This is a genomic window from Streptomyces sp. NPDC002788, from assembly GCF_053592115.1.
This window is the reverse complement of the sequence record NZ_JBSFVB010000002.1, coordinates 296,868-317,331: the sequence shown is the minus strand read 5'-3', so window position 1 is coordinate 317,331 and position 20,464 is coordinate 296,868. Positions and strand designations below refer to the sequence as shown.

The 20,464-nt window shown below is 69.7% G+C and carries 15 protein-coding genes; 4 read left to right on the top strand and 11 right to left on the bottom strand.

Annotated features, from left to right (window positions below; genetic code table 11):
- The first annotated feature begins 30 nt into the window (after positions 1–30).
- The 4 genes from ACWD1U_RS04695 (at position 31) to ACWD1U_RS04680 (ending at position 4,777) form a co-directional block, all read left to right on the top strand.
- Entirely contained in the window at positions 31–1,272 is a 1,242-nt protein-coding gene (locus ACWD1U_RS04695; RefSeq protein ID WP_451104400.1) for a sugar ABC transporter substrate-binding protein, read from the top strand.
- Between the two features lies 1 nt (position 1,273).
- A complete protein-coding gene (locus tag ACWD1U_RS04690; RefSeq protein ID WP_451104398.1) occupies positions 1,274–2,170 on the top strand; it encodes a carbohydrate ABC transporter permease in 897 nt (298 codons plus the stop codon).
- A complete protein-coding gene (locus ACWD1U_RS04685; RefSeq protein ID WP_451104396.1) occupies positions 2,167–2,982 on the top strand; it encodes a carbohydrate ABC transporter permease in 816 nt (271 codons plus the stop codon). Before ACWD1U_RS04690 ends, ACWD1U_RS04685 begins: the two co-directional genes overlap by 4 nt.
- Before the next feature lie 67 nt (positions 2,983–3,049).
- Positions 3,050–4,777, top strand: coding sequence for an amylo-alpha-1,6-glucosidase (locus ACWD1U_RS04680; protein ID WP_451104394.1), 1,728 nt, complete (start codon positions 3,050–3,052; stop codon positions 4,775–4,777).
- Positions 4,778–4,864: 87 nt separating this feature from the next.
- On the opposite strand, the gene ACWD1U_RS04675 is transcribed toward ACWD1U_RS04680, so the two are convergent.
- From ACWD1U_RS04675 to ACWD1U_RS04625, 11 genes are all read right to left on the bottom strand, one after another.
- Positions 4,865–6,829 carry a TIGR03960 family B12-binding radical SAM protein gene (locus ACWD1U_RS04675; RefSeq protein WP_451104392.1) on the bottom strand — a complete coding sequence of 655 codons (1,965 nt, stop codon included), beginning with the start codon at positions 6,827–6,829 and terminating at the stop codon, positions 4,865–4,867.
- 88 nt (positions 6,830–6,917) lie between these two features.
- Positions 6,918–8,423, bottom strand: a complete 1,506-nt coding sequence (locus tag ACWD1U_RS04670; RefSeq protein ID WP_451104390.1) for a CYTH and CHAD domain-containing protein — start codon at positions 8,421–8,423, stop codon at positions 6,918–6,920.
- Between the two features lie 65 nt (positions 8,424–8,488).
- On the bottom strand, positions 8,489–9,691 hold the full coding sequence (gene rodA / locus ACWD1U_RS04665; RefSeq protein WP_451104389.1) for a rod shape-determining protein RodA: 1,203 nt from the start codon (positions 9,689–9,691) through the stop codon (positions 8,489–8,491).
- Positions 9,688–11,934, bottom strand: a complete 2,247-nt coding sequence (mrdA, locus tag ACWD1U_RS04660; protein WP_451104387.1) for a penicillin-binding protein 2 — start codon at positions 11,932–11,934, stop codon at positions 9,688–9,690. Before mrdA ends, rodA begins: the two co-directional genes overlap by 4 nt.
- 148 nt (positions 11,935–12,082) lie before the next feature.
- Positions 12,083–12,757, bottom strand: coding sequence for a rod shape-determining protein MreD (mreD, locus tag ACWD1U_RS04655; protein WP_451104386.1), 675 nt, complete (start codon positions 12,755–12,757; stop codon positions 12,083–12,085).
- A gap of 13 nt (positions 12,758–12,770) precedes the next feature.
- The gene (mreC, locus tag ACWD1U_RS04650; protein ID WP_451104385.1) at positions 12,771–13,718 is read right to left on the bottom strand and encodes a rod shape-determining protein MreC; all 948 of its coding nucleotides are present in this window, start codon (positions 13,716–13,718) and stop codon (positions 12,771–12,773) included.
- 142 nt (positions 13,719–13,860) lie between these two features.
- Entirely contained in the window at positions 13,861–14,880 is a 1,020-nt protein-coding gene (locus ACWD1U_RS04645; protein ID WP_187821978.1) for a rod shape-determining protein, read from the bottom strand.
- Between the two features lie 275 nt (positions 14,881–15,155).
- Complete coding sequence (gene ndk, locus ACWD1U_RS04640; protein ID WP_451104382.1) at positions 15,156–15,569, bottom strand: nucleoside-diphosphate kinase; 414 nt, start codon at positions 15,567–15,569, stop codon at positions 15,156–15,158.
- A 63-nt stretch (positions 15,570–15,632) separates the two neighbouring features.
- Entirely contained in the window at positions 15,633–15,989 is a 357-nt protein-coding gene (locus ACWD1U_RS04635; protein WP_451104380.1) for a DUF4233 domain-containing protein, read from the bottom strand.
- 6 nt (positions 15,990–15,995) lie between these two features.
- A complete protein-coding gene (gene folC / locus ACWD1U_RS04630; protein ID WP_451104378.1) occupies positions 15,996–17,516 on the bottom strand; it encodes a bifunctional tetrahydrofolate synthase/dihydrofolate synthase in 1,521 nt (506 codons plus the stop codon).
- A 204-nt stretch (positions 17,517–17,720) separates the two neighbouring features.
- Entirely contained in the window at positions 17,721–20,351 is a 2,631-nt protein-coding gene (locus tag ACWD1U_RS04625) for a valine--tRNA ligase (RefSeq protein WP_451104376.1), read from the bottom strand.
- Positions 20,352–20,464 lie beyond the last annotated feature (113 nt).

Sequence of the window (20,464 nt, the reverse complement as noted above, 5' to 3'; positions counted from 1 at the left end):
ACCCGTGTGCCTGAAACGAAGGAACCCGCGATGCACTGCACCTCCAGACGGCGTCTCGCCGCAGTGGCCCTGTCGACCGTCCTCGCCGCCGCCGGCACCGCCTGCTCCTCCGGTTCGGGCAGCGCCGACACGAAGGGCGCCGACAGCGGCACCTACACGATCTGGGACCCGTACCCGCAGTTCGCCAAGGGCTCGGCGTGGGCGAAGCTGCTGGACGCCTGCGGCACCGAGGCCGGCGTGAAGGTCGAGCGGACCGGCTTCGACACCAGCGATCTGGCCAACAAGACCCTGCTCGCCGCCCAGCAGGGCAACTCACCCGACGTCCTCGTCGTCGACAACCCGGTGGTGTCGACCCTGGCCGAGGCGGGCGTACTCACCGCGACCGACGAGAGCAAGCTCGACACCTCGGCCGTCGACCCCAACCTGCTCGCGGCCGGCCAGTCGGGCGGCAAGACGTACGGCACCCCGATCGGCGCCAACACCCTCGCCCTCTACTACAACAAGAAGGTCCTGAAGGAGGCCGGTGTCGACATCGCCTCGGTGAAGGACTGGACGTCACTCACGGCCGCGCTGGCGAAGGTGAAGGCGGCGGGCAAGAAGGGCATCACCTTCTCCGCGATCGGCACGGAGGAGGGCACGTTCCAGTTCCTGCCCTGGTTCTGGGGCGCGGGCGCCGAACTGACCGCACTCGACTCCGCCCGGGCCGCCTCGGCGCTGTCACTGTGGAAGGACTGGCTGGAGCAGGGCTACGCCCCCAACTCGGTGCTCAACAACACCCAGACGACCAGCTGGCAGGAGTTCGCGAGCGGCGACTACGCCTTCGCCGAGAACGGCACCTGGCAGCTGGCCAACGCCGGGAAGACGGGCTTCGACTACGGAGTGCTGCCCGTGCCGGCCGCCGACGGAGGCAACGCCGCCACCCCGACCGGCGGGGAGTTCGTCACCCTCCCGGTCCAGGCCGACACCGGCCGCTACGGCACCTCACGGAAGCTCGCCACCTGCCTGACCAGCACGAAGAACCTCTACGACACCGACACCACCCTGTCGTACGTGGCGCCCACCCGCGAGGTGCAGGACAAGCAGGTGGCGTCGAACCCCGGGCTCAAGCCGTGGGTCGACGCGGTCAAGACGGCCAAGGGACGCACCAGTGACGACCTGGGCACCAAGTACCCCAAGATCTCCGAGCAGTTGTGGAAGGCCGTCCAGTCCGCCCTCAGCGGCTCCAAGTCCCCCGAGGACGCGCTCGCTTCCGCCCAGGCAGCGGTCAAGTGACATGGGCCCGATGAAGACGCCCCGCGAGCAGTGGGCCGCCTGGGCCTTCCTCACCCCGGTGACCCTCTACCTCGCCCTCTTCTACGCCTATCCCCTCTACCGCAACCTCGACCTCAGCCTGCGCAACTACACCGTCCGCTCCTTCGTCCAGGGCGACGCGCCCTTCACCGGCCTGCAGAACTACCGCACGATCCTCGACGACCCGGTCTTCGCCCCGGCCCTGCTCCACACCGTGGTGTTCACGGTCGTCTGCCTGGCCTTCCAGTACGCCATAGGCCTGGCCCTCGCGGTCTTCTTCAACCAGCACTTCCGGCTCTCGGCGACTTTGCGCGCCCTGTTCCTCGTCCCCTGGCTGCTACCGCTGATCGTGTCGGCCTCCACCTGGTCGTGGATGCTCAACAGCGACTCCGGCATCGTCAACGCGGCCCTGCATGTCGTGGGTGTGGATCCGGTGAACTGGCTGACCTCGCCGTCCTGGTCGCTCACCTCGGTGATCATCGCGAACATCTGGATCGGCGTCCCGTTCAACCTGGTCGTCCTCCACAGCGGCCTGCAGTCCATCCCGTCCGGCCTGTACGAGGCCGCCGCACTGGACGGGGCGGGTGCCTGGCGCCGGTTCTGGAGCATCACCTTCCCGCTGCTGCGCCCGGTGTCCGCGATCACCCTGCTTCTCGGGCTGGTCTACACCCTCAAGGTCTTCGACATCATCTGGATCATGACCAAGGGCGGCCCGGCCGACTCGTCCACCACCTTCGCCACCTGGTCCTACCAGCTCGGCTTCGGCAACCTGCTGCCCGCCTTCGGCCCCGGCGCGGCCGTCGGCAACCTGCTGGTGGCGGCCGCCCTGGTCTTCGGCCTGGTCTACCTGAGGGTCCAGCGAAAGCAGGCGCTGTCATGAGCCGACGCACCTGGGGCAAGACCACCGTCGGCGTCCTGCTGACCGGGATCATGCTCTTCCCGGTCTACTGGATGCTCAACGTGTCCCTCACCCGTGACCAGGACATGCGCAAGAACCCACCCGGCCTGTTCCCGGTCCACGGCACCCTGGCCGGCTACCGCACCGTCCTGGACGAGCAGTTGCCCTACCTCGGCACCAGCCTCGTCATCGGCCTGGGCACCGTCGCCCTGACCGTGGCCCTGTCCGCCCCCGCCGGCTACGCCCTGGCGAAACTCCGCCCGCGCGGCGGCGGTGTCCTGAGCTTCCTCCTGCTGACCGCGCAGATGATCCCCGGCATCATCATGGCGATGGGCTTCTACGCCATCTACCTGCAGCTCGGCCTGCTCAGGTCCGTCCCCGGCCTGATCGTCGCCGACTCCACCCTCGCCGTGCCCTTCGCGGTGCTCATCTTCACCGCGTTCATGTCCGGCATCCCCGGCGAGCTCCTCCAGGCGGCCCGGACGGACGGCGCCGGACCCCTGCGCACCTTCTGGTCGATCGTCCTGCCCATGAGCCGCAACGCCGTCGTCACCGTCTCCCTGTTCGCGTTCCTGTGGTCCTGGTCCGACTTCGTCTTCGCCGGCACCCTGGTCAACGGCGGCGCACACGAGCCGATCACCCTCGGCATCTACCACTACATCGGCAACAACAACCAGGAGTGGAACGCCATCATGGCCACCGCCGTCGTGGCCTCACTGCCCGCCGCGGTCATCCTCGTCCTGGCCCAGCGCTACGTCGCCGCCGGCGTGACAGCCGACGCGGTCAAGGACTGAAGCATCCACCAGGGCGTGACCAGCACCACCCCCTGACGATCCCTGCTCGAGAAACGAGTGACACCACATGACCGCCGACCGTTCCGGCCCGGCCTTCTCCGTCCAGGACATCCCCTTCAGCACGGACGGATCCTGGTTCGGCTTCTCCCCCGTCGTGGCGGAGAAGACGTACGCCGAAGACCTCCACCTCGTCTCGCACCAGAACGGCATGCACGCCGTGCTGCGCCTGACCCCGCTCCACGCCGTGACGGGCGAACGGGCCGAGACCCGGGTGGAGGCCACTCCGGACCTGCTCACCTGGACCGGCGAGAGCGGCCGCATCGAGCTGACCTACGCCTCACCGGACACCGTGCGCCTGCGCGGCAGGACGCTCCCGCTGCGCGTCTCCTCGGCGGCCCGCACCCTGACCCCGTTCAGCGGCACGTACTACTTCCGGGACGCGGCCGCCGGCGCCCACGTCTTCACCTCGTACGAGACCGGCCGCCGCTACCGCGTCACCGTGCTGTCCGGCACCGTGACCCACGTCGACGGCGACCAGGCCCTGGGCAGCGCCGACCGCGGCCTGACGATCACCGCGGACGCGGACGCCCCCTGGGAGATAGCCCTCGAGGAACTCGACACCGCCCGCCCCCCGTACACCTCGACGACGCCCTTCACCGCCCTCGTCGAAACGGCCCGGAAAGCCTTCACCGACTTCGTCGACACGGTGGCCCCCTGGCGCTCCTCCGCCACCCCGGCCGCCGAACTCGCCGCCTACGTCCTCTGGTCCGCGACGGTACGCCCCGCCGGACTGCTCGCCCGCCCCGCCGTCCTCATGTCCAAGCACTGGATGGACAAGGTCTGGAGCTGGGACCACTGCTTCAACGCCCTCGCCCTGGCCCCCGGTTGCCCGGACCTGGCCTGGGACCAGTACCAGCTGCCCTTCGACCACCAGGACGAGACAGGGGCACTGCCCGACTCGGTCACCCACTCCGAAGTCCTGCACAACTTCGTCAAACCGCCCATCCACGGCTGGGCCCTGGCCCGCCTCCGCCGCCGACTGCCGCACCCCCTCGACCGAACCCGGCTGACCGAGACCTACGACAGACTCCGCCGCTGGACAAACTTCTGGCTCACCGCCCGACGCGCCCCCGGCGCCGCCCTCCCCCACTACCAGCACGGCAACGACAGCGGCTGGGACAACGCCACGACATTCGACCCCGAGCGCGTCACCGTCACCGCGGACCTGTCCGCCTTCCTCACCCTCCAGCTCCACGAACTGGCCGTTCTGGCGGCGGACTTGAACAGACCGGACGAGGCCGGCCACTGGAGACGGGCCGCCGGGACGACGCAGGCGGCCCTGCTCGACGAACTCTGGACCGGCGACCGCTTCGTCACCCGGGGCGTCCACAGCGGAAACACCTGGACCGGCTCCAGCCTCCTCGACCTGATGCCCATCACCCTGGGCGAGCACCTCCCGCCCGAGATCAGCGACACACTGGCCGCCCGCATCGAGGCCCACCTGACCCCCCACGGCCTGGCCACGGAGCTGCCGTCCTCCCCGCACTACCTCGCCGACGGCTACTGGCGCGGCCCCATCTGGGCCCCCGCCACGGTCCTCATCGAAGACGGCCTGCGCCGCGCCGGGCACCACCGCCTGGCAGCCGACATCAGCACCCGCTTCCGCACCCTCTGCGAAACCCACGGCTTCGCGGAGAACTTCGACGCCCTCACGGGCACGGGCCTCCGCGACCGCGCGTACACGTGGACGGCCAGCAGCTACCTCCTCCTCGCGGAGGCGGCCGCGAGGAACTGAGAACCCTCGGCTCTGGGGGCCGGTCATGCCGACGCAGACACGCCGGGAGCCCCCTCCGCTGTGAAGGGGGCTCCCGGCGTGCTGGTCTCAGTGCGCGTGGCCGCTCGGCGCCGGCGCCGCGTTCTTGACCGTCAGCGGCAGCAGCTTCTTGCCCGTCGGGCCGATCTGGATGGCCGTGTCCATCTGCGGGCACACCCCGCAGTCAAAGCACGGCGTCCAGCGGCAGTCCTCGACCTCCGTCTCGTCGAGGGCGTCCTGCCAGTCCTCCCAGAGCCAGTCCTTGTCGAGGCCCGAGTCGAGGTGGTCCCAGGGGAGGACCTCCTCGTAGGTGCGCTCGCGGGTGGTGTACCAGTCGACGTCCACGCCGAACGGCTCCAGTGCCTTGTCGGCGCACGCCATCCACCGGTCGTACGAGAAGTGCTCGCGCCAGCCGTCGAAGCGGCCGCCGTCGTCGTAGACCGCGCGGATGACCGCGCCGATGCGGCGGTCGCCCCGGGAGAGCAGGCCCTCGACGATGCCGGGCTTGCCGTCGTGGTAGCGGAAGCCGATGGAGCGGCCGTACTTCTTGTCGCCGCGGATCTTGTCGCGGAGTTGGGCCAGGCGGGCGTCGGTCTCCTCGGCGGACAGCTGCGGGGCCCACTGGAAGGGCGTGTGCGGCTTGGGGACGAAGCCGCCGATCGAGACCGTGCAGCGGATGTCGTTGGAGCGGGAGACCTCGCGGCCCTTGGCGATGACCCTCGTCGCCATGTCGGCGATCTGCAGGACGTCGTCGTCGGTCTCCGTGGGCAGGCCGCACATGAAGTACAGCTTCACCTGCCGCCAGCCGTTGCCGTAGGCCGTCGCGACCGTGCGGATCAGGTCCTCTTCGGAGACCATCTTGTTGATGACCTTGCGGATCCGCTCCGAGCCGCCCTCGGGGGCGAACGTGAGGCCCGAGCGGCGGCCGTTGCGCGTCAGCTCGTTCGCCAGGTCGATGTTGAAGGCGTCCACGCGGGTGGACGGCAGCGAGAGGCCGATCTTGTCGTCCTCGTAGCGGTCGGCGAGGCCCTTGGCGATGTCGCCGATCTCGCTGTGATCCGCCGAGGACAGCGACAGCAGGCCGACCTCCTCGAATCCGGTCGTCCTCAGGCCCTGCTCGACCATGTCGCCGATGCCCGTGATGGAGCGCTCACGGACCGGGCGGGTGATCATGCCGGCCTGGCAGAAGCGGCAACCCCGGGTGCAGCCGCGGAAGATCTCCACCGACATGCGCTCGTGGACCGTCTCGGCCAGGGGAACCAGCGGCTGCTTGGGGTACGGCCACTCGTCGAGGTCCATGACGGTGTGCTTGGACACCCGCCACGGGACACCGCTGCGGTTCGGCACGACACGGGCGATCCGGCCGTCGGGGAGGTACTCCACGTCGTAGAACGCCGGGATGTACACGCCGCCCGTCTTCGCCAGGCGGAACAGCACCTCCTCGCGGCCGCCCGGCCGGCCCTCGGCCTTCCACTCGCGGATGATCCGCGTCATGTCCAGGACGGCCTGCTCTCCGTCGCCGATGACGGCGGCGTCGATGAAATCGGCGATCGGCTCGGGGTTGAACGCCGCGTGGCCGCCGGCCAGGACGATCGGGTCGTCGACGGTCCGGTCCCTGGACTCCAGCGGGATCCCGGCCAGGTCCAGGGCCGCCAGCATGTTCGTGTAGCCCAGCTCCGTGGAGAAGGACAGGCCGAACACGTCGAAGGCCTTCACCGGCCGGTGACTGTCCACCGTGAACTGCGGGACGCCGTGCTCCCGCATCAGCTTCTCCAGGTCCGGCCACACGCTGTAGGTGCGCTCGGCGAGGACGCCCTCCTGCTCGTTCAGCACCTCGTAAAGGATCATGACGCCCTGGTTGGGCAGGCCGACCTCGTAGGCGTCCGGGTACATGAGCGCCCAGCGGACGTCACAGGAGTCCCAGTCCTTGACCGTGGAGTTGAGTTCTCCGCCGACGTACTGGATCGGCTTCTGCACGTGCGGGAGCAGAGCTTCGAGCTGCGGGAAGACCGACGCAGCGACTTCGGCAGGCATGTCGCGCACCTTCGTGAACTGGACTGAACTGACAGGGGTGACCATCCAGCCTAACGCGACCGCGGCGCACCTTCGTACGCCCGCGCGGTCACAGGCCCCCCGGCCCGCCCTTGATCCCGTCCCAGAACCCGGGCAGCTCGGCCTCCGCGCGCAGGGCCCGCTGCTCCTCGCGCTCGTGGAGCAGGCCGTAGGTGAAGGCGCTCTCCCCGGCCGCGTGGGCGACCGCCGACAGTTCGCGCAGGGTCTGCCGGGCCATCACGCTGTCCTGGTGCTCGCCGAGCAGGTTCTGCAGCGCCTTCATGGACTTGACCATGGTCTTGGCCGGCCTGCCGAGGACCGGCCGGGCCGCCTCGGCCGCGTAGCGGGTGCGCTTGGCCTTCTTGCGGGCCTCGTGCAGGGCGACGTCCCGGTCGGTGCCGGGCTCCAGGTCCAGCGCCCGCTCGACCAGCGCGGTGACCGTGCGGAAGTCCTTCTTCACCGCCCGGGCGATCGTCTTGCGGGGCTTCTTCCCTGCCGCCCTCAGCAGCGGCGGGTCTGCGATCAGCGCGTCGAGGGTGTCGAGCAGGGCGAGGTAGCGGCGGGAGTCGAGAACGCCGATGAGGTGACTGCGGGCCCCGCTGTGCTCGGCGTTCGACCAGGAGAGCAGCCGCTCCTTCATCGGGCCTCGGACGAGGCCGACGGGCACCTCGTCGAGGGTTTCCGTCAGCCGCTCGGCCAGCACCTCGCGGTCCCGGTCCACGCCCAGCTCACCAGCCAGCCATTTCAGCTCGTCGCCGACGGGGTCCGTGACGGCCCGGTCGAGGACGTTGCCGAACGACTTGAAGGTGCTGCGCAGCCGGCGGGTGGCCACGCGCATGCTGTGCACGGCGTCCTCGGTGTCCCGGCGGACGGCGGGGTCGAGCTCGACGATCGCGTCCCGCTGGGCGCGTACGTACGCCAGCACGTGGTCCCCGGCGGTCAGCGGCTCCCCGGCGGGGGCGGCCGGGCGCCGCCGCCCGGGCGCCGTCTCGGCCAGCGCCCGCGCCAGTTTCGACGCCGACCTCGACGGCCGTACGCCCGCCTTGCGCAGCCGCTTCTCCACCTTGTCGAGGAACGCCGGGTCACCCCCGTCGGCGAGCTCCACCTCGATCTCGGTCCACCGCGCCCGGCCCCCGTCACCGGTGAGCCGCTCGGCGCGGACGGTGTCGGCGCTGACCTCGGCGAGCAGCCGCCCGTCGGCGTCGACCAGGTGACGCACGTCGCGGTCCGAGCGCAGCCGCACCACGGGCGCCAGCTTCTTGCCGCGGACCCGGGAGCGGACCAACCCGGCGAGGTCGTCGGGGAGGGTGTCGGAGAGCGGGGCCTGGATCTCGTCGCGGACGCCGGGGCCGACCGGGAACTTCAGATGCCAGCCGGCGTCCGAGCCACCGGTGCGGCGCCGCAGCGTGACGGACGACGCGGCGAGGCGTTCGTCGGTGGTGTCGTAGTAGGTGGCGTCGAGGTGGGCGACCCCTCTGTCGACGACGGTCGCGACCCCGGCCACTCCGGTCAGGTCGGGCAGCCCACCGTCCTGGGCCTCGTACTTCCGCTCGATCTCGCGCTTGGTGTCCGCCATGAACCGAATCTAGTCGCCCCGCGGGCGAGGCGGTATGGGGCACCCCACAGGCGCCCCATACTTGCTCAGGCCGACATCGGGCGCTGCACTCTGATCGACTGCAGCAGTCCTACCGCTATCCACACCGCGAACATCGACGATCCGCCGTACGACACGAAGGGCAGTGGCAGGCCGGTGACCGGCATGATGCCGAGGGTCATGCCGACGTTCTCGAACGTCTGGAAGGCGAACCAGGCGACGATGCCCGCGGCCACGATCGTGCCGTACAGGTCCGTGGTCTCCCGGGCGATACGGCAGGCACGCCACAGGACGATGCCGAGCAGCAGGATGATCAGGCCGCCGCCGAGGAAGCCGAGCTCCTCCCCCGCCACGGTGAAGACGAAGTCCGTCTGCTGCTCGGGCACGAACTGGCCGGTGGTCTGCGAGCCGTGGAAGAGGCCGGAGCCGGTCAGTCCGCCGGAGCCGATGGCGATACGGGCCTGGTTGGTGTTGTAGCCGACGCCGGCCGGGTCGAGCTCGGGGTTGGCGAAGGCGGCGAAGCGGTTGATCTGGTACTCGTCGAGCACCCCGAGCTGCCAGACGGTGATCGCTCCGATGGCGCCCGTGCCGAGGAGGCCGAACACCCAGCGGTTGGACGCCCCGGAGGCGAGCAGCACGCCGAGCACGATGATGACCATGACCATGACCGACCCGAGGTCGGGCATGAGCATCACGATCGCCATGGGCACGGCGGCCAGGCCCAGGGCCTGTACGACCGTGCGGTGGTCGGGGTACTTCTTGTCGCCCGCGTCGACCCGGGCCGCCAGCAGCATCGCCATGCCCAGGATGATCGTGACCTTCACGAACTCCGAGGGCTGCAGGGAGAAGCCGCCGGGGAGCTTGATCCAGGAGTGGGCGCCGTTGATCGTGGAGCCCAGTGGGGTGAGCACGAGCAGGATGAGCAGCACCGAGACGCCGTACAGCAGCGGTACGACGGTGCGCAGGGCGCGGTGGCCCAGCCAGACCGTGGCGACCATCAGGCCGAGGCCGATGCCGGTGTTCAGCAGGTGCCGGACGAGGAAGTAGTACGGGTCGCCCTGGTTGAGCTCGGTGCGGTTGCGGGTCGCCGAGTAGACGAGCAGCGTGCCGAGCAGCGACAGGGCCGTCGCCGCCAACAGGATCGGCCAGTCGAGCCGCCGCGCCACCGAGTCACGGGCGATGAGCCGGGTCCAGCCGGAGCGCTCGGGCCCATAGCCGGAGACCTGGAAGCTGTTCACACCGCCGGTCATGTCGGCAACCTCCGGCTTCCCCGCCGGCGCCGGCGCCTTCGGGTGTCACGGTTCTCCGGCGTCGGCGGGGCCGCCGTGGCCGGCTGGAGCGGGTCGGCCGGGGCGTTCGGGTCCTTCTTGTTCGCCTGCTGGTCCTTGGCCGGGTCCTTGGAGACCTTCGGGGAGGCGATGGTGCCGTCCGTCCTGACCTTGGGCAGGGCCTTCTGCGGGGTGGGCAGCAGCGCCTTCTTCGTGTCGATGTCGCCGTCCGGGGAGACGCCGTACAGCGCGTTGTAGATGTTGCGGACGGCCGGGCCGGAGGCGCCGGAGCCCGTACCACCCTGGGAGATCGTCATGACGATCGCGTAGTCCTTGGTGTACGTGGCGAACCAGGAGGTCGTCTGCTTGCCGTAGACCTCCGCCGTACCCGTCTTCGCGTGCATCGGGATCTTGTCCTGCGGCCAGCCGCCGAACCTCCAGGCGGCCGTACCGCGGGTGGCGACTCCCGCGAGGGCTTCGTCTATCTCGTCGCGCGTCTTCTGCGTCATCGGGAGCTTGCCGTGCGCCCGGGGCTTGATCGGCGTGACCGTCTTGCCGTCGGCGCTGATGACGGCCTTGCCGACGGACGGGGTGTACATCGTGCCGCCGTTGGAGATGGCTCCGTAGATGGTGGCCATCTGGATCGGCGTGACGAGCGTGTCGCCCTGGCCGATGGAGTAGTTGACGGAGTCACCGGCGCGCATGCGGTTGCCTTCGAGGCAGTTCTCGTAGGCGATCTGCTCGGCGTAGCTGCCGTTGCGCTTGCCGGTGCGGCACCAGGCGTCCTTGTTGGCCTTCCAGTAGTCGGACTTCCACTGGCGGTCGGGGACGCGGCCGGTGACCTCGTTGGGCAGGTCGATGCCGGTCTCCTTGCCGAGGCCGAACTGGTGGGCGGTCTTGTAGAACCAGTCGTTGGCGTTCTTCTTCGGCTTGGTGCCGCCGTCCTTCTTCCACTCCTCGTGGGAGAGCCGGTAGAAGACGGTGTCGCAGGAGACCTCCAGGGCGCGGCCGAGGCTGATCGGGCCGTACCCCTTGGACTCGAAGTTCTTGAAGACCTGGCCGCCGATCGAGTACGAGCTGGAGCACTGGTAGGGGCCGTTGAAGGAATAGCCCGCGTTGACCGCGGCGGCGGTGGGGATGACCTTGAAGATCGAGCCGGGTGCCGACTGGCCCTGGATCGCGCGGTTGAGCAGCGGGTAGTTGGAGCTCTTGCCGGTGAGCCGGGCGTAGTCCTTGGCGGAGATGCCGCCCACCCAGGCGTTCGGGTCGTACGTCGGGTTGGAGGCCATGGCGACGACGCGGCCGGTCTTGGCCTCCATGACGACGACGGCGCCGGAGTCCGCCTTGTAGTTCGTGCCCGTGTTGCGGTCGTGCTCCTTGCGGGCCTGCTTCATGGCCTCGTTCAGCTCGTACTCGGCGATCCGCTGGACCCGGGAGTCGATGCTGGTGACGAGGTTGTCGCCGGGGTGGGCCGGGTCGGCCTCGGCCTGGCCGATGACGCGGCCGAGGTTGTCGACCTCGTAGCGGGTGACGCCGGCCTTGCCGCGCAGCTGCTTGTCGTACTGGCGCTCCAGGCCCGAGCGGCCCACCTGGTCCGAGCGCAGATACGGCGAGTCGGTGTTCTGCGCCTTCTTGATCTCCTCGTCGGTGACCGGCGAGAGGTAGCCGAGGACCTGGGCGGTGTTGGCCTTGCCGGGGCTCGGGTAGCGGCGCACGGCCTGCGGCTCGGCGGTGATGCCGGGGAAGTCCTCGGCGCGCTCGCGGATCTGCAGGGCCTGCTTGGCGGTGGCCTCGTCGGTGATGGGGATGGGCTGGTAGGGCGAGCCGTTCCAGCAGGGCTGCGGCGTCTTGGCGTCGCACAGCCGGACCTTCTCCTGGACCTCCTTGGGCGACATGCCCAGGACTCCGGCGAGCTTGGTGAGGACGTCCTTGCCGTCGTCCTTCATCTTCAGCAGGTCGGTGCGGGACGCGGAGACCACCAGCCGCGTCTCGTTGTCCGCGATGGCCACGCCGCGGGCGTCCAGGATGGAGCCGCGGACGGCGGGCTGGACGACCTGCTGGACGTGGTTCCCGGAGGCCTCCTTGGCGTACGCGGCGCCCTCACGGATCTGGAGGTACCACAGGCGTCCGCCGAGGGTGAGCAGCAGGGAGAGGACGAGGACCTGGATGACGACGAGCCGGATCTGGACCCGTGGGTTCCTGCCGGTCTCGGGAATGTTGGTCACTGCGGCTGCCTCCCCCTCTCGGTGCGCGTACGGATGTGCGGATACGCAGGTGCGTCCGGGCACGTGTGTGCGGTTACGTGTGATGAACGACGGCCCCACGAGCCGGCGTTCCTTCTGGACCGACCCCTTCGGGTGAACTTCCCTGCGGTCACAGCCGCTTGACCCCCTTGATGCGCCCGGCGCGCGCCATCCGCGCCCGTGCCGCCTTCACGCGCAGCCCGTTCCGCTGGCTGCCGATCCTCAGGCCGGTGCCGCCGGAGAGCCAGCCGGAGGAGATGTCCGTGGTCTTGGCGGCCGCGGAGGTGGACTCGGCGAGCGGATCGTTCTCGGCGCGCCGGGCCAGGGCCATGATCCCCGGCACCACGAACGGGGCGAGCAGCAGGTCGTACAGGGTGGCCGTGAACAGCAGGCTGCCCAGGCCCACATGGCGGGCGGCGGTGTCTCCGACGAGGGCGCCGACCCCGGCGTACAGCAGGGTGGAGGCGACCGCGGCGGCGGCCACCACGACCATGGGGCCGGTGGCGGACCTCAGCCGGCCCGTCTCCGGCTTGACCAGGCCCGCGAGGTAGCCGATGAGGCACAGCACCAGGGCGTACCGCCCGGCGGCGTGGTCGGCGGGCGGTGCCAGGTCGGCGAGCAGGCCCGCGCCGAAGCCGACGAGGGCGCCGCCCACATGCCCGTAGACCAGCGCGAGGCCGAGGACGGTGAGCAGCAGCAGGTCGGGCACGGCACCCGGCAGGTGGAGGCGGGCGAGGACGCTCACCTGGATCACCAGGGCGACGACGACCAGGGCGGAGGAGAGCAGGATCCGGTTGACGCGCATGAGGTGACAGCTCCTACTGCTCTTGCTGGTTCTGGCCGTCCGCGGGGGCCCCGGCGGACGGTGTCACCGTCACCGTCACCGTCGGCCTCGGGGTGGGCTTGGGCTTGGGCGGGAGCACCGTGTCACGCGGGTTCTTCTTGGGGGCCTCCACGACGACACCGACGATGTCGAGCTTGCTGAAGGCGGCGTACGGCGTGACGTAGAGCGTGCGGGTCAGGCCGCCGCCGGAGGGATCGACGCGGGAGACCACGCCGACGGGCACGCCGGGTACGAACGGCCGGTCCGCCTGCGAGCCGAAGGTGACCAGGCGGTCGCCCTTCTTCACCTCGGCCTTGCCGTTGAGGAGTTCGACGCGCAGCGGGCGGTCGCCCTGGCCGGAGGCGAAGCCGAGTTCGTCGCCGGCCTCCATCCGGGTGCCGACCGTGAAGTCGGGGTCGCTGGCGAGCAGGACCGTGGCGGTGTCGGGTCCGACGGTGGTGACCCGGCCGACGAGTCCGTCGCCGTTCAGGACGGTCATGTCGCGCTTGATGCCGTCCTTGGCGCCGACGTCGATGGTGATGGTCCAGGAGAAGCCCTGCGCCGCTCCGATGGCGATGACCTCGGCGCCCTTGATGCCGTACTGGCCCTGACCGGCGATCTTCAGCATCTTGTCGAGCTGCTTCAGCCGGCTGCGGCTGCGGTCGTCGCTGCCCAGACGCGCCTTCAGAGCCGCGTTCTCCTCCTCCAGCGCGGCGAGCCGGTCGTGCCGTTCGCCGGAGTCCCGGATGGCGGATACCGCGTTGCCGACCGGGTCGACCGCGGCCGAGACACCGCTCTCGATCGGGCCGAAGACCGTCGCCGCGGCCTGCCGGGCACCGTCGACGGGCGAGTCCTCCCCACCGCGGATATCCACCGTGATCAACGCGAACGCGATGGCGATCAGCAGCACCAGGAGCAGCCGGCTCTCTCGTGTGTCCCTCACGTGCGGCGGCCGTGCCCTTCCTCATAGGAATTCGGGAAGCCCCAGGGAAACCCGAGGGCTGCTTTGTGGGAGCTATGCCTGTATATCAACGAGCCGCCGTACGAGAGAGGATCGTCCCGTACGGCGGAATCGAAGAGTTACGTCATCTGCGCGGCTGAGCGTCCAGCACCTGCTGGAGCGCCTCGAACTCCTCGACGCACTTTCCGGAACCGAGCGCCACGCTGTCCAGGGGATCCTCGGCGATGTGGATCGGCATGCCGGTCTCCCGGCGCAGCCGCTCGTCCAGCCCCCGCAGCAGCGCTCCGCCGCCGGTCAGAACGATTCCCCGGTCCATGATGTCGCCGGACAGCTCCGGCGGACACTTGTCGAGGGTCGTCTTGACGGCGTCGACGATCGCGTTGACCGGCTCCTCGATCGCCTTGCGGACCTCCGCGGCGGAGACGACGACGGTCTTCGGCAGTCCGGAAACCAGGTCCCGGCCACGGATTTCGGTGTGCTCGTCGGAGTCGAGGTCGTACGCCGAACCGATCGTGATCTTGATCTGCTCGGCCGTCCGCTCACCCAGCAGGAGGGAGTACTCCTTCTTGATGTGCTGGATGATCGCGTTGTCCAGCTCGTCGCCCGCGACACGGATGGACTGGGCGGTGACGATGCCGCCGAGGGAGATGACCGCGACCTCCGTGGTGCCGCCGCCGATGTCGACCACCATGTTGCCCGTGGCCTCGTGGACCGGCAGGCCGGAGCCGATGGCCGCGGCCATGGGCTCCTCGATGATGTGCACCTGGCGGGCGCCGGCCTGGGACGACGCCTCGATGACGGCGCGGCGCTCGACGCCGGTGATGCCCGAGGGCACACAGACGACGACCCGCGGACGAGCCAGATACCGCCGCTTGTGGATCTTCAGGATGAAGTAGCGGAGCATCCGCTCGGTGATCTCGAAGTCGGCGATCACGCCGTCCTTCAGCGGACGAACGGCAACGATGTTGCCGGGCGTGCGCCCGATCATCTTCTTCGCTTCGGCACCGACCGCGAGGATGCCACCGGTGTTGGTGTTGATCGCGACGACGGACGGCTCGTTGAGTACGATCCCGCGACCCCTGACGTACACCAGCGTGTTGGCGGTCCCGAGGTCGACAGCCATGTCACGGCCGATGAACGACATTGAGTTCCCCATCAGGATTCGTCTGGCCTTCCCACTAGCTTTTGAGGGCTTTTCAGGTAGGCAAAGGTGGGTGCTGTGACGTGAAGGCTTCCATCGTAGACGCGCCTTCGCGAACACTGCGGGAGGGTCTCCGCCATTGTCAGCAGATGCCGACCGCGTTCGCTTCTGGAGACGGGCGTTCGGGCACCATCGTTCCCTCGATCGCCACGCATATGCCGCAAAGTCCGGGGGCGTCAGCCCCCAGACCTGCCGTTTGTGCCGGTGAGGTGCGGACGCTACGCCCGGCCGGGGAAGAAGATCTTCACCTCGCGCTCGGCGGACTCCTCCGAGTCGGAGGCGTGGATCAGGTTCTCCCGCACGATCACGCCGTAGTCGCCGCGGATGGAGCCGGGCGCCGCGGCGATCGGGTCGGTCGGGCCGGCCAGCTGACGCACCCCTTCGACGACCCGCTCACCCTCCACGATCAGCGCCACCACCGGGCCGGAGGCCATGAACTCCACCAGCGGCTCGTAGAAGGGCTTGCCCTTGTGCTCGCCGTAGTGCTGCTCCAGCGTGTCCTGGTCCAGCGTGCGCAGCTCCAGCGCGGTGATCGTCCAGCCCGCCTTGCGCTCGATGCGGCTGATGATCTCGCCGGTCAGGCCACGACGGACGGCGTCGGGCTTGAGGAGGACGAGGGTGCGCTGGGTCACGACGGGCTCCTTATGCATCAGTTGTGCGGTGGGACGAGATTACCCGGCGTGTCGGGACGCCTGTTACACAGCGTCAGGTGTGGAAGAGCCCGCCTGGGCGGCGAATCTCGCCTTCGCCTCGTCCACCTTCCGGCCGTAGTGCACCGACGCCCACCACAGGGCCGCGAAGACCACGCCCAGGAAGAACATCATCGGCACGACGAAGCCCGACGCGATGAGCGCGATCTGCAGCGCCCAGCCGAGCGCGACCCCGCCCGGGCGCGTCACCAGTGCGCACAGCACCAGGCACAGGAACATCGCGACGCCGCTGACCGTCCACACGGTCGTCATGGACAGGTCGACGTCCTTCATGGCGACCAGCCCGGCGAAGCCGATGATGAAGAACTCGCCGATCAGCGTCGAAGAACAGAGCGTACGCACGGGATCTCAGCCCCTCCCCAGGAGCAGTCGGGCCTCGCCGACGGTGATGACGGAACCGGTGACGAGCACACCGCCGCCGGCGAACTCGCCCTCCTCCTCGGCCAGGGTGATCGCGGCCTCCAGCGCGTCCGGCAGCCTCGGCTCGACCTGGACGCGCTCCTCGCCGAACACCTCGACGGCGATACCGGCCAGCTCGTCGGCGTCCATCGCGCGGTGGCTGGAGTTCTGCGTGACGACGACCTCGGCGAACACCGGCTCGAAGGCCTCCAGCAGCCCCCGCACGTTCTTGTCGCCGCTCGCGCCGACCACGCCGACGAGGCGGCTGAACTGGAAGGCTTCCCCGATCGCCTCGGCCGTGGCCCGGGCGCCCGCCGGGTTGTGCGCGGCGTCCAGCACCACCGTCGGGGAGCGCCGCACGACCTCCAGCCGGCCCGGGGAGGCGACCGCCGCGAAGGCCTTGCGGACCGTGTCGAAGTCGAGCTGCTCGGCCCGCTGCGCGCCGACCCCGAAGAACGCCTCCACGGCGGCGAGGGCGACAGCCGCGTTGTACGCCTGGTGCGCGCCGTGCAGCGGCAGATACACCTCGGGGTACTCGCCGCCCAGCCCGCGCAGCGTCAGCAGCTGCCCGCCGACGGCCACGTGCCGCTCGACGACGCCGAACTCCAGCCCCTCCCGGGCCACCGTCGCGTCCACCTCGACGGCCTTCTTCAACAGCACCTGAGCGGCGTCGACCGGCTGCTGCGCCATGATGACCGTCGCACCCTGCTTGATGATGCCGGCCTTCTCCGTGGCGATCTCGGCGTGTGTGTCGCCGAGCCGGTCGGTGTGGTCGAGGTCGATCGGCGTGACGACGGCGACGTCACCGTCGATCACGTTCGTGGCGTCCCAGGAGCCGCCCATGCCGACCTCCACGACGGCCACGTCCGCGGGGGCGTCGGCGAACGCCGCGTACGCCATGCCGGTGAGCACCTCGAAGAACGACAGCCGGTACTCCTGCTGCCCGTCGACCATCTCCACGTACGGCTTGATGTCCTGGTACGTCTCGATGAACCGCTCTGCGGAGATGGGGGCGCCGTCGAGGCTGATGCGCTCCGTGATCGACTGCACGTGGGGCGAGGTGTAGCGGCCGGTCCGCAGCTCGAAGGCGCCGAGCAGGGCCTCGATCATGCGGGCGGTGGAGGTCTTGCCGTTCGTGCCCGTGATGTGGATCGACGGGTACGAACGCTGCGGCTCCCCCAGCACGTCCATCAGCGCGGCGATCCGGCTGACGGAGGGCTCCAGCTTGGTCTCGCCCCAGCGCGTGGCGAGCTCCGCCTCGACCTCGCGCAGGGCCTTGTCGACCTCCGGGTCGGCGGGGCGCGTGGGGATGTCGGCGTCGGGCGGGCCGCCCTGGGTGCGCAGGGTTCGGCTGCCGGCTTCGATGACGGCGAGGTCGGGGTCGCGGGTGGTTTCCTCCGCGATGATCTCGTCGAAGGCGTTGAGGGGGTCGGGCCGGTCGTCGTCGTGGTCTGGAGGGAGCTCGCTCACGGGGCCAGTCTACGGAGCGCGGGTGACATGGGTCGGGGGTGGTTTGTGTCGTCCCTTGTCTACGGGTTTGCCGTGGCTCGGCGCGCCCGTGCGGCGGAGCCGCACATCGATGCGACCCGGCGCGCCTCGGGGGCGCGCCCCCGAGCCACGTCCGAGGCCCCCGGGCTGACGACAGCTCCGGGGGCCTCGCAACCGTACGAACCCTTAACCCTGCGGCAGCCTCTCCAGCTGGGCCTGGATGCGGGCGATGTCCTCCTCCGCCTTGGTGAGGCGGGTGCGGATCTTGTCCACGACGTGGTCGGGCGCCTTCGCCAGGAACGCCTCGTTGCCGAGCTTGGCGCCCGCCTGCGCCTTCTCCTTCTCCGCCGCCGCGAGGTCCTTCGCGAGGCGCTTGCGCTCCGCCGCCACGTCGATCGTGCCCGAGAGGTCGAGGGCGACCTCGGCACCGGCGACCGGAAGGGTCGCCGTGGCCGTGAAGGCCTCACCCTCCGGCTGGAGGCGCAGGAGCTGCCGGATGGCCGCCTCGTGGGGCGCGAACGGCGTGCCGTCCAGGGTCAGCCGGGCCGGGACCCGCTGGCCGGGCTGCAGGCCCTGGTCGGCGCGGAAGCGGCGGACCTCGGTGATGACCGACTGCAGGCTCTCGATCTCGCGCTCGGCGTCGGCGTCCCGGAAGCCACTGTCCTTCGGCCAGTCGGCGATGACGACCGACTCGCCGCCGGTCAGCGTCGTCCACAGCGTCTCCGTGACGAACGGGACCACCGGGTGCAGCAGCTTCAGCGTGACGTCGAGGACCTCGCCGAGGACGCGCTTGCTGACCTCGGCCGCCTCGCCGCCCGCCTGGAACGTCGTCTTGGACAGCTCGACGTACCAGTCGAAGACCTCGTCCCACGCGAAGTGGAACAGGGCGTCGGACAGCTTCGCGAACTGGTAGTCCTCGTAGAACGCGTCGACCTCGGCGACGACCGTGTTCAGGCGGGAGAGGATCCAGCGGTCCGTCGACGACATCGCCGACGGCTCCGGCAGCGGGCCGTCCACCGTCGCGCCGTTCATCATCGCGAAGCGCGTCGCGTTCCAGATCTTGTTGGCGAAGTTGCGGGAGCCCTGGACCCAGTCCTCGCCGATCGGCACGTCGACGCCGGGGTTCGCGCCACGCGCGAGCGTGAACCGCAGCGCGTCGGAGCCGTACTTGTCCATCCAGTCCAGCGGGTTGACCGCGTTGCCGAAGGACTTCGACATCTTCTTGCCGAACTGGTCGCGGACCATGCCGTGCAGGGCGATGGTGTGGAACGGCGGGGTGCCGTCCATCGCGTACAGGCCGAACATCATCATCCGGGCGACCCAGAAGAAGAGGATGTCGTAGCCGGTGACCAGGACGGAGTTCGGGTAGAACTTCGCGAGCGACTCGGTCTGTTCGGGCCAGCCGAGCGTGGAGAACGGCCACAGGCCGGAGGAGAACCAGGTGTCGAGGACGTCCGTGTCCTGACGCCAGCCCTCGGCCTCGGTCCCGGGCGGCTCCTCGTCGGGGCCGACGCAGACGATCTCGCCGTTCGGGCCGTACCAGACCGGGATGCGGTGCCCCCACCACAACTGCCGCGAGATGCACCAGTCGTGGAGGTTGTCGACCCAGTCGAAGTAGCGCTTCTCCATCTCCTGCGGGTGGATCTTGACCCGGCCGTCGCGGACCGCGTCACCGGCGGCCTTCGCGAGCGGGCCGACCTTGACCCACCACTGCATGGACAGGCGCGGCTCGATGGTCGTCTTGCAGCGCGAGCAGTGGCCGACGGAGTGGACGTACGGCCGCTTCTCGGCGACGATCCGGCCCTCGGCGCGCAGCGCGGCGACGATGGCGGAGCGGGCCTCCAGGCGGTCCTGGCCCTGGAAGGGGCCGTGGGCGGTGATGACCGCGTGCTCGTCCATGATCGTCAGGGCCGGGAGGTCGTGGCGCTGGCCGATCTCGAAGTCGTTCGGGTCGTGCGCCGGGGTCACCTTGACGGCACCCGTGCCGAACTCCGGGTCGACGTGCTCGTCGGCGACGACCGGGATGGAGCGGTCGGTCAGCGGCAGCTTGACCAGCTTGCCGACCAGGTGCTTGTACCGCTCGTCCTCGGGGTGAACGGCGACGGCCGTGTCACCGAGCATGGTCTCGGCGCGGGTGGTGGCCACGACGATGGTGTCGTCCCCGTCGCCGTACTTCATGGAGACGAGCTCGCCGTCGTCGTCCTGGTACTCCACCTCGATGTCCGAGATGGCGGTCAGGCAGCGCGGACACCAGTTGATGATGCGCTCGGCGCGGTAGATCAGCTCGTCGTCGTAGAGCCGCTTGAAGATGGTCTGGACGGCCTGGGAGAGGCCCTCGTCCATGGTGAAGCGCTCGCGCGACCAGGCGACGCCGTCACCGAGGCGCCGCATCTGACCGCTGATCTGCCCACCGGACTCGCCCTTCCACTTCCAGACCCTCTCGACGAAGGACTCACGGCCCAGGTCGTGCCGGGACTTGCCCTCCTTGGCGAGCTCGCGCTCGACGACGTTCTGCGTGGCGATACCGGCGTGGTCCATGCCCGGCTGCCACAGCGTCTCGTACCCCTGCATGCGCTTGCGGCGGGTCAGGGCGTCGATGAGCGTGTGCTCGAAGGCGTGCCCCAGGTGGAGCGAGCCCGTGACGTTCGGCGGCGGAATGACGATGGTGTACGGCGGCTTGTCGCTCTTCTCGTCCGCCTCGAAGTAACCACGCTCTACCCAGCGCTCGTACAGCGGCCCCTCTACGTCGGCCGGCGCGTACTGGGTCGGCAGGTCGGTGCTGGGCGCTGGTGGCTGCTGCTGAGCGTTCTCGGTCACGAGGGTCAGTTTAGAGGTGTCACCACCCCGTCCCGAAACGCGTTTGCCGTGTAACGGTGGGGGGCCCGATGCCATGCACACGGCGGGTCTGCGCCAGGATGTCTCGAACGCAT

Excerpts from the sequence above, each read along its gene's own strand:
- ACWD1U_RS04690 (WP_451104398.1), top strand. The coding sequence starts at position 1,274 with ATGGGCCCGATGAAGACGCCCCGCGAGCAGTGGGCCGCCTGGGCCTTC.
- mreD (WP_451104386.1), bottom strand. The coding sequence starts at position 12,757 with ATGCGCGTCAACCGGATCCTGCTCTCCTCCGCCCTGGTCGTCGTCGCC.
- ACWD1U_RS04645 (WP_187821978.1), bottom strand. The coding sequence starts at position 14,880 with ATGTCGTTCATCGGCCGTGACATGGCTGTCGACCTCGGGACCGCCAAC.
- ACWD1U_RS04695 (WP_451104400.1), top strand. The coding sequence starts at position 31 with ATGCACTGCACCTCCAGACGGCGTCTCGCCGCAGTGGCCCTGTCGACC.
- ACWD1U_RS04675 (WP_451104392.1), bottom strand. The coding sequence starts at position 6,829 with ATGCCTGCCGAAGTCGCTGCGTCGGTCTTCCCGCAGCTCGAAGCTCTG.
- ACWD1U_RS04685 (WP_451104396.1), top strand. The coding sequence starts at position 2,167 with ATGAGCCGACGCACCTGGGGCAAGACCACCGTCGGCGTCCTGCTGACC.
- ACWD1U_RS04670 (WP_451104390.1), bottom strand. The coding sequence starts at position 8,423 with ATGGCGGACACCAAGCGCGAGATCGAGCGGAAGTACGAGGCCCAGGAC.
- ACWD1U_RS04680 (WP_451104394.1), top strand. The coding sequence starts at position 3,050 with ATGACCGCCGACCGTTCCGGCCCGGCCTTCTCCGTCCAGGACATCCCC.
- rodA (WP_451104389.1), bottom strand. The coding sequence starts at position 9,691 with ATGACCGGCGGTGTGAACAGCTTCCAGGTCTCCGGCTATGGGCCCGAG.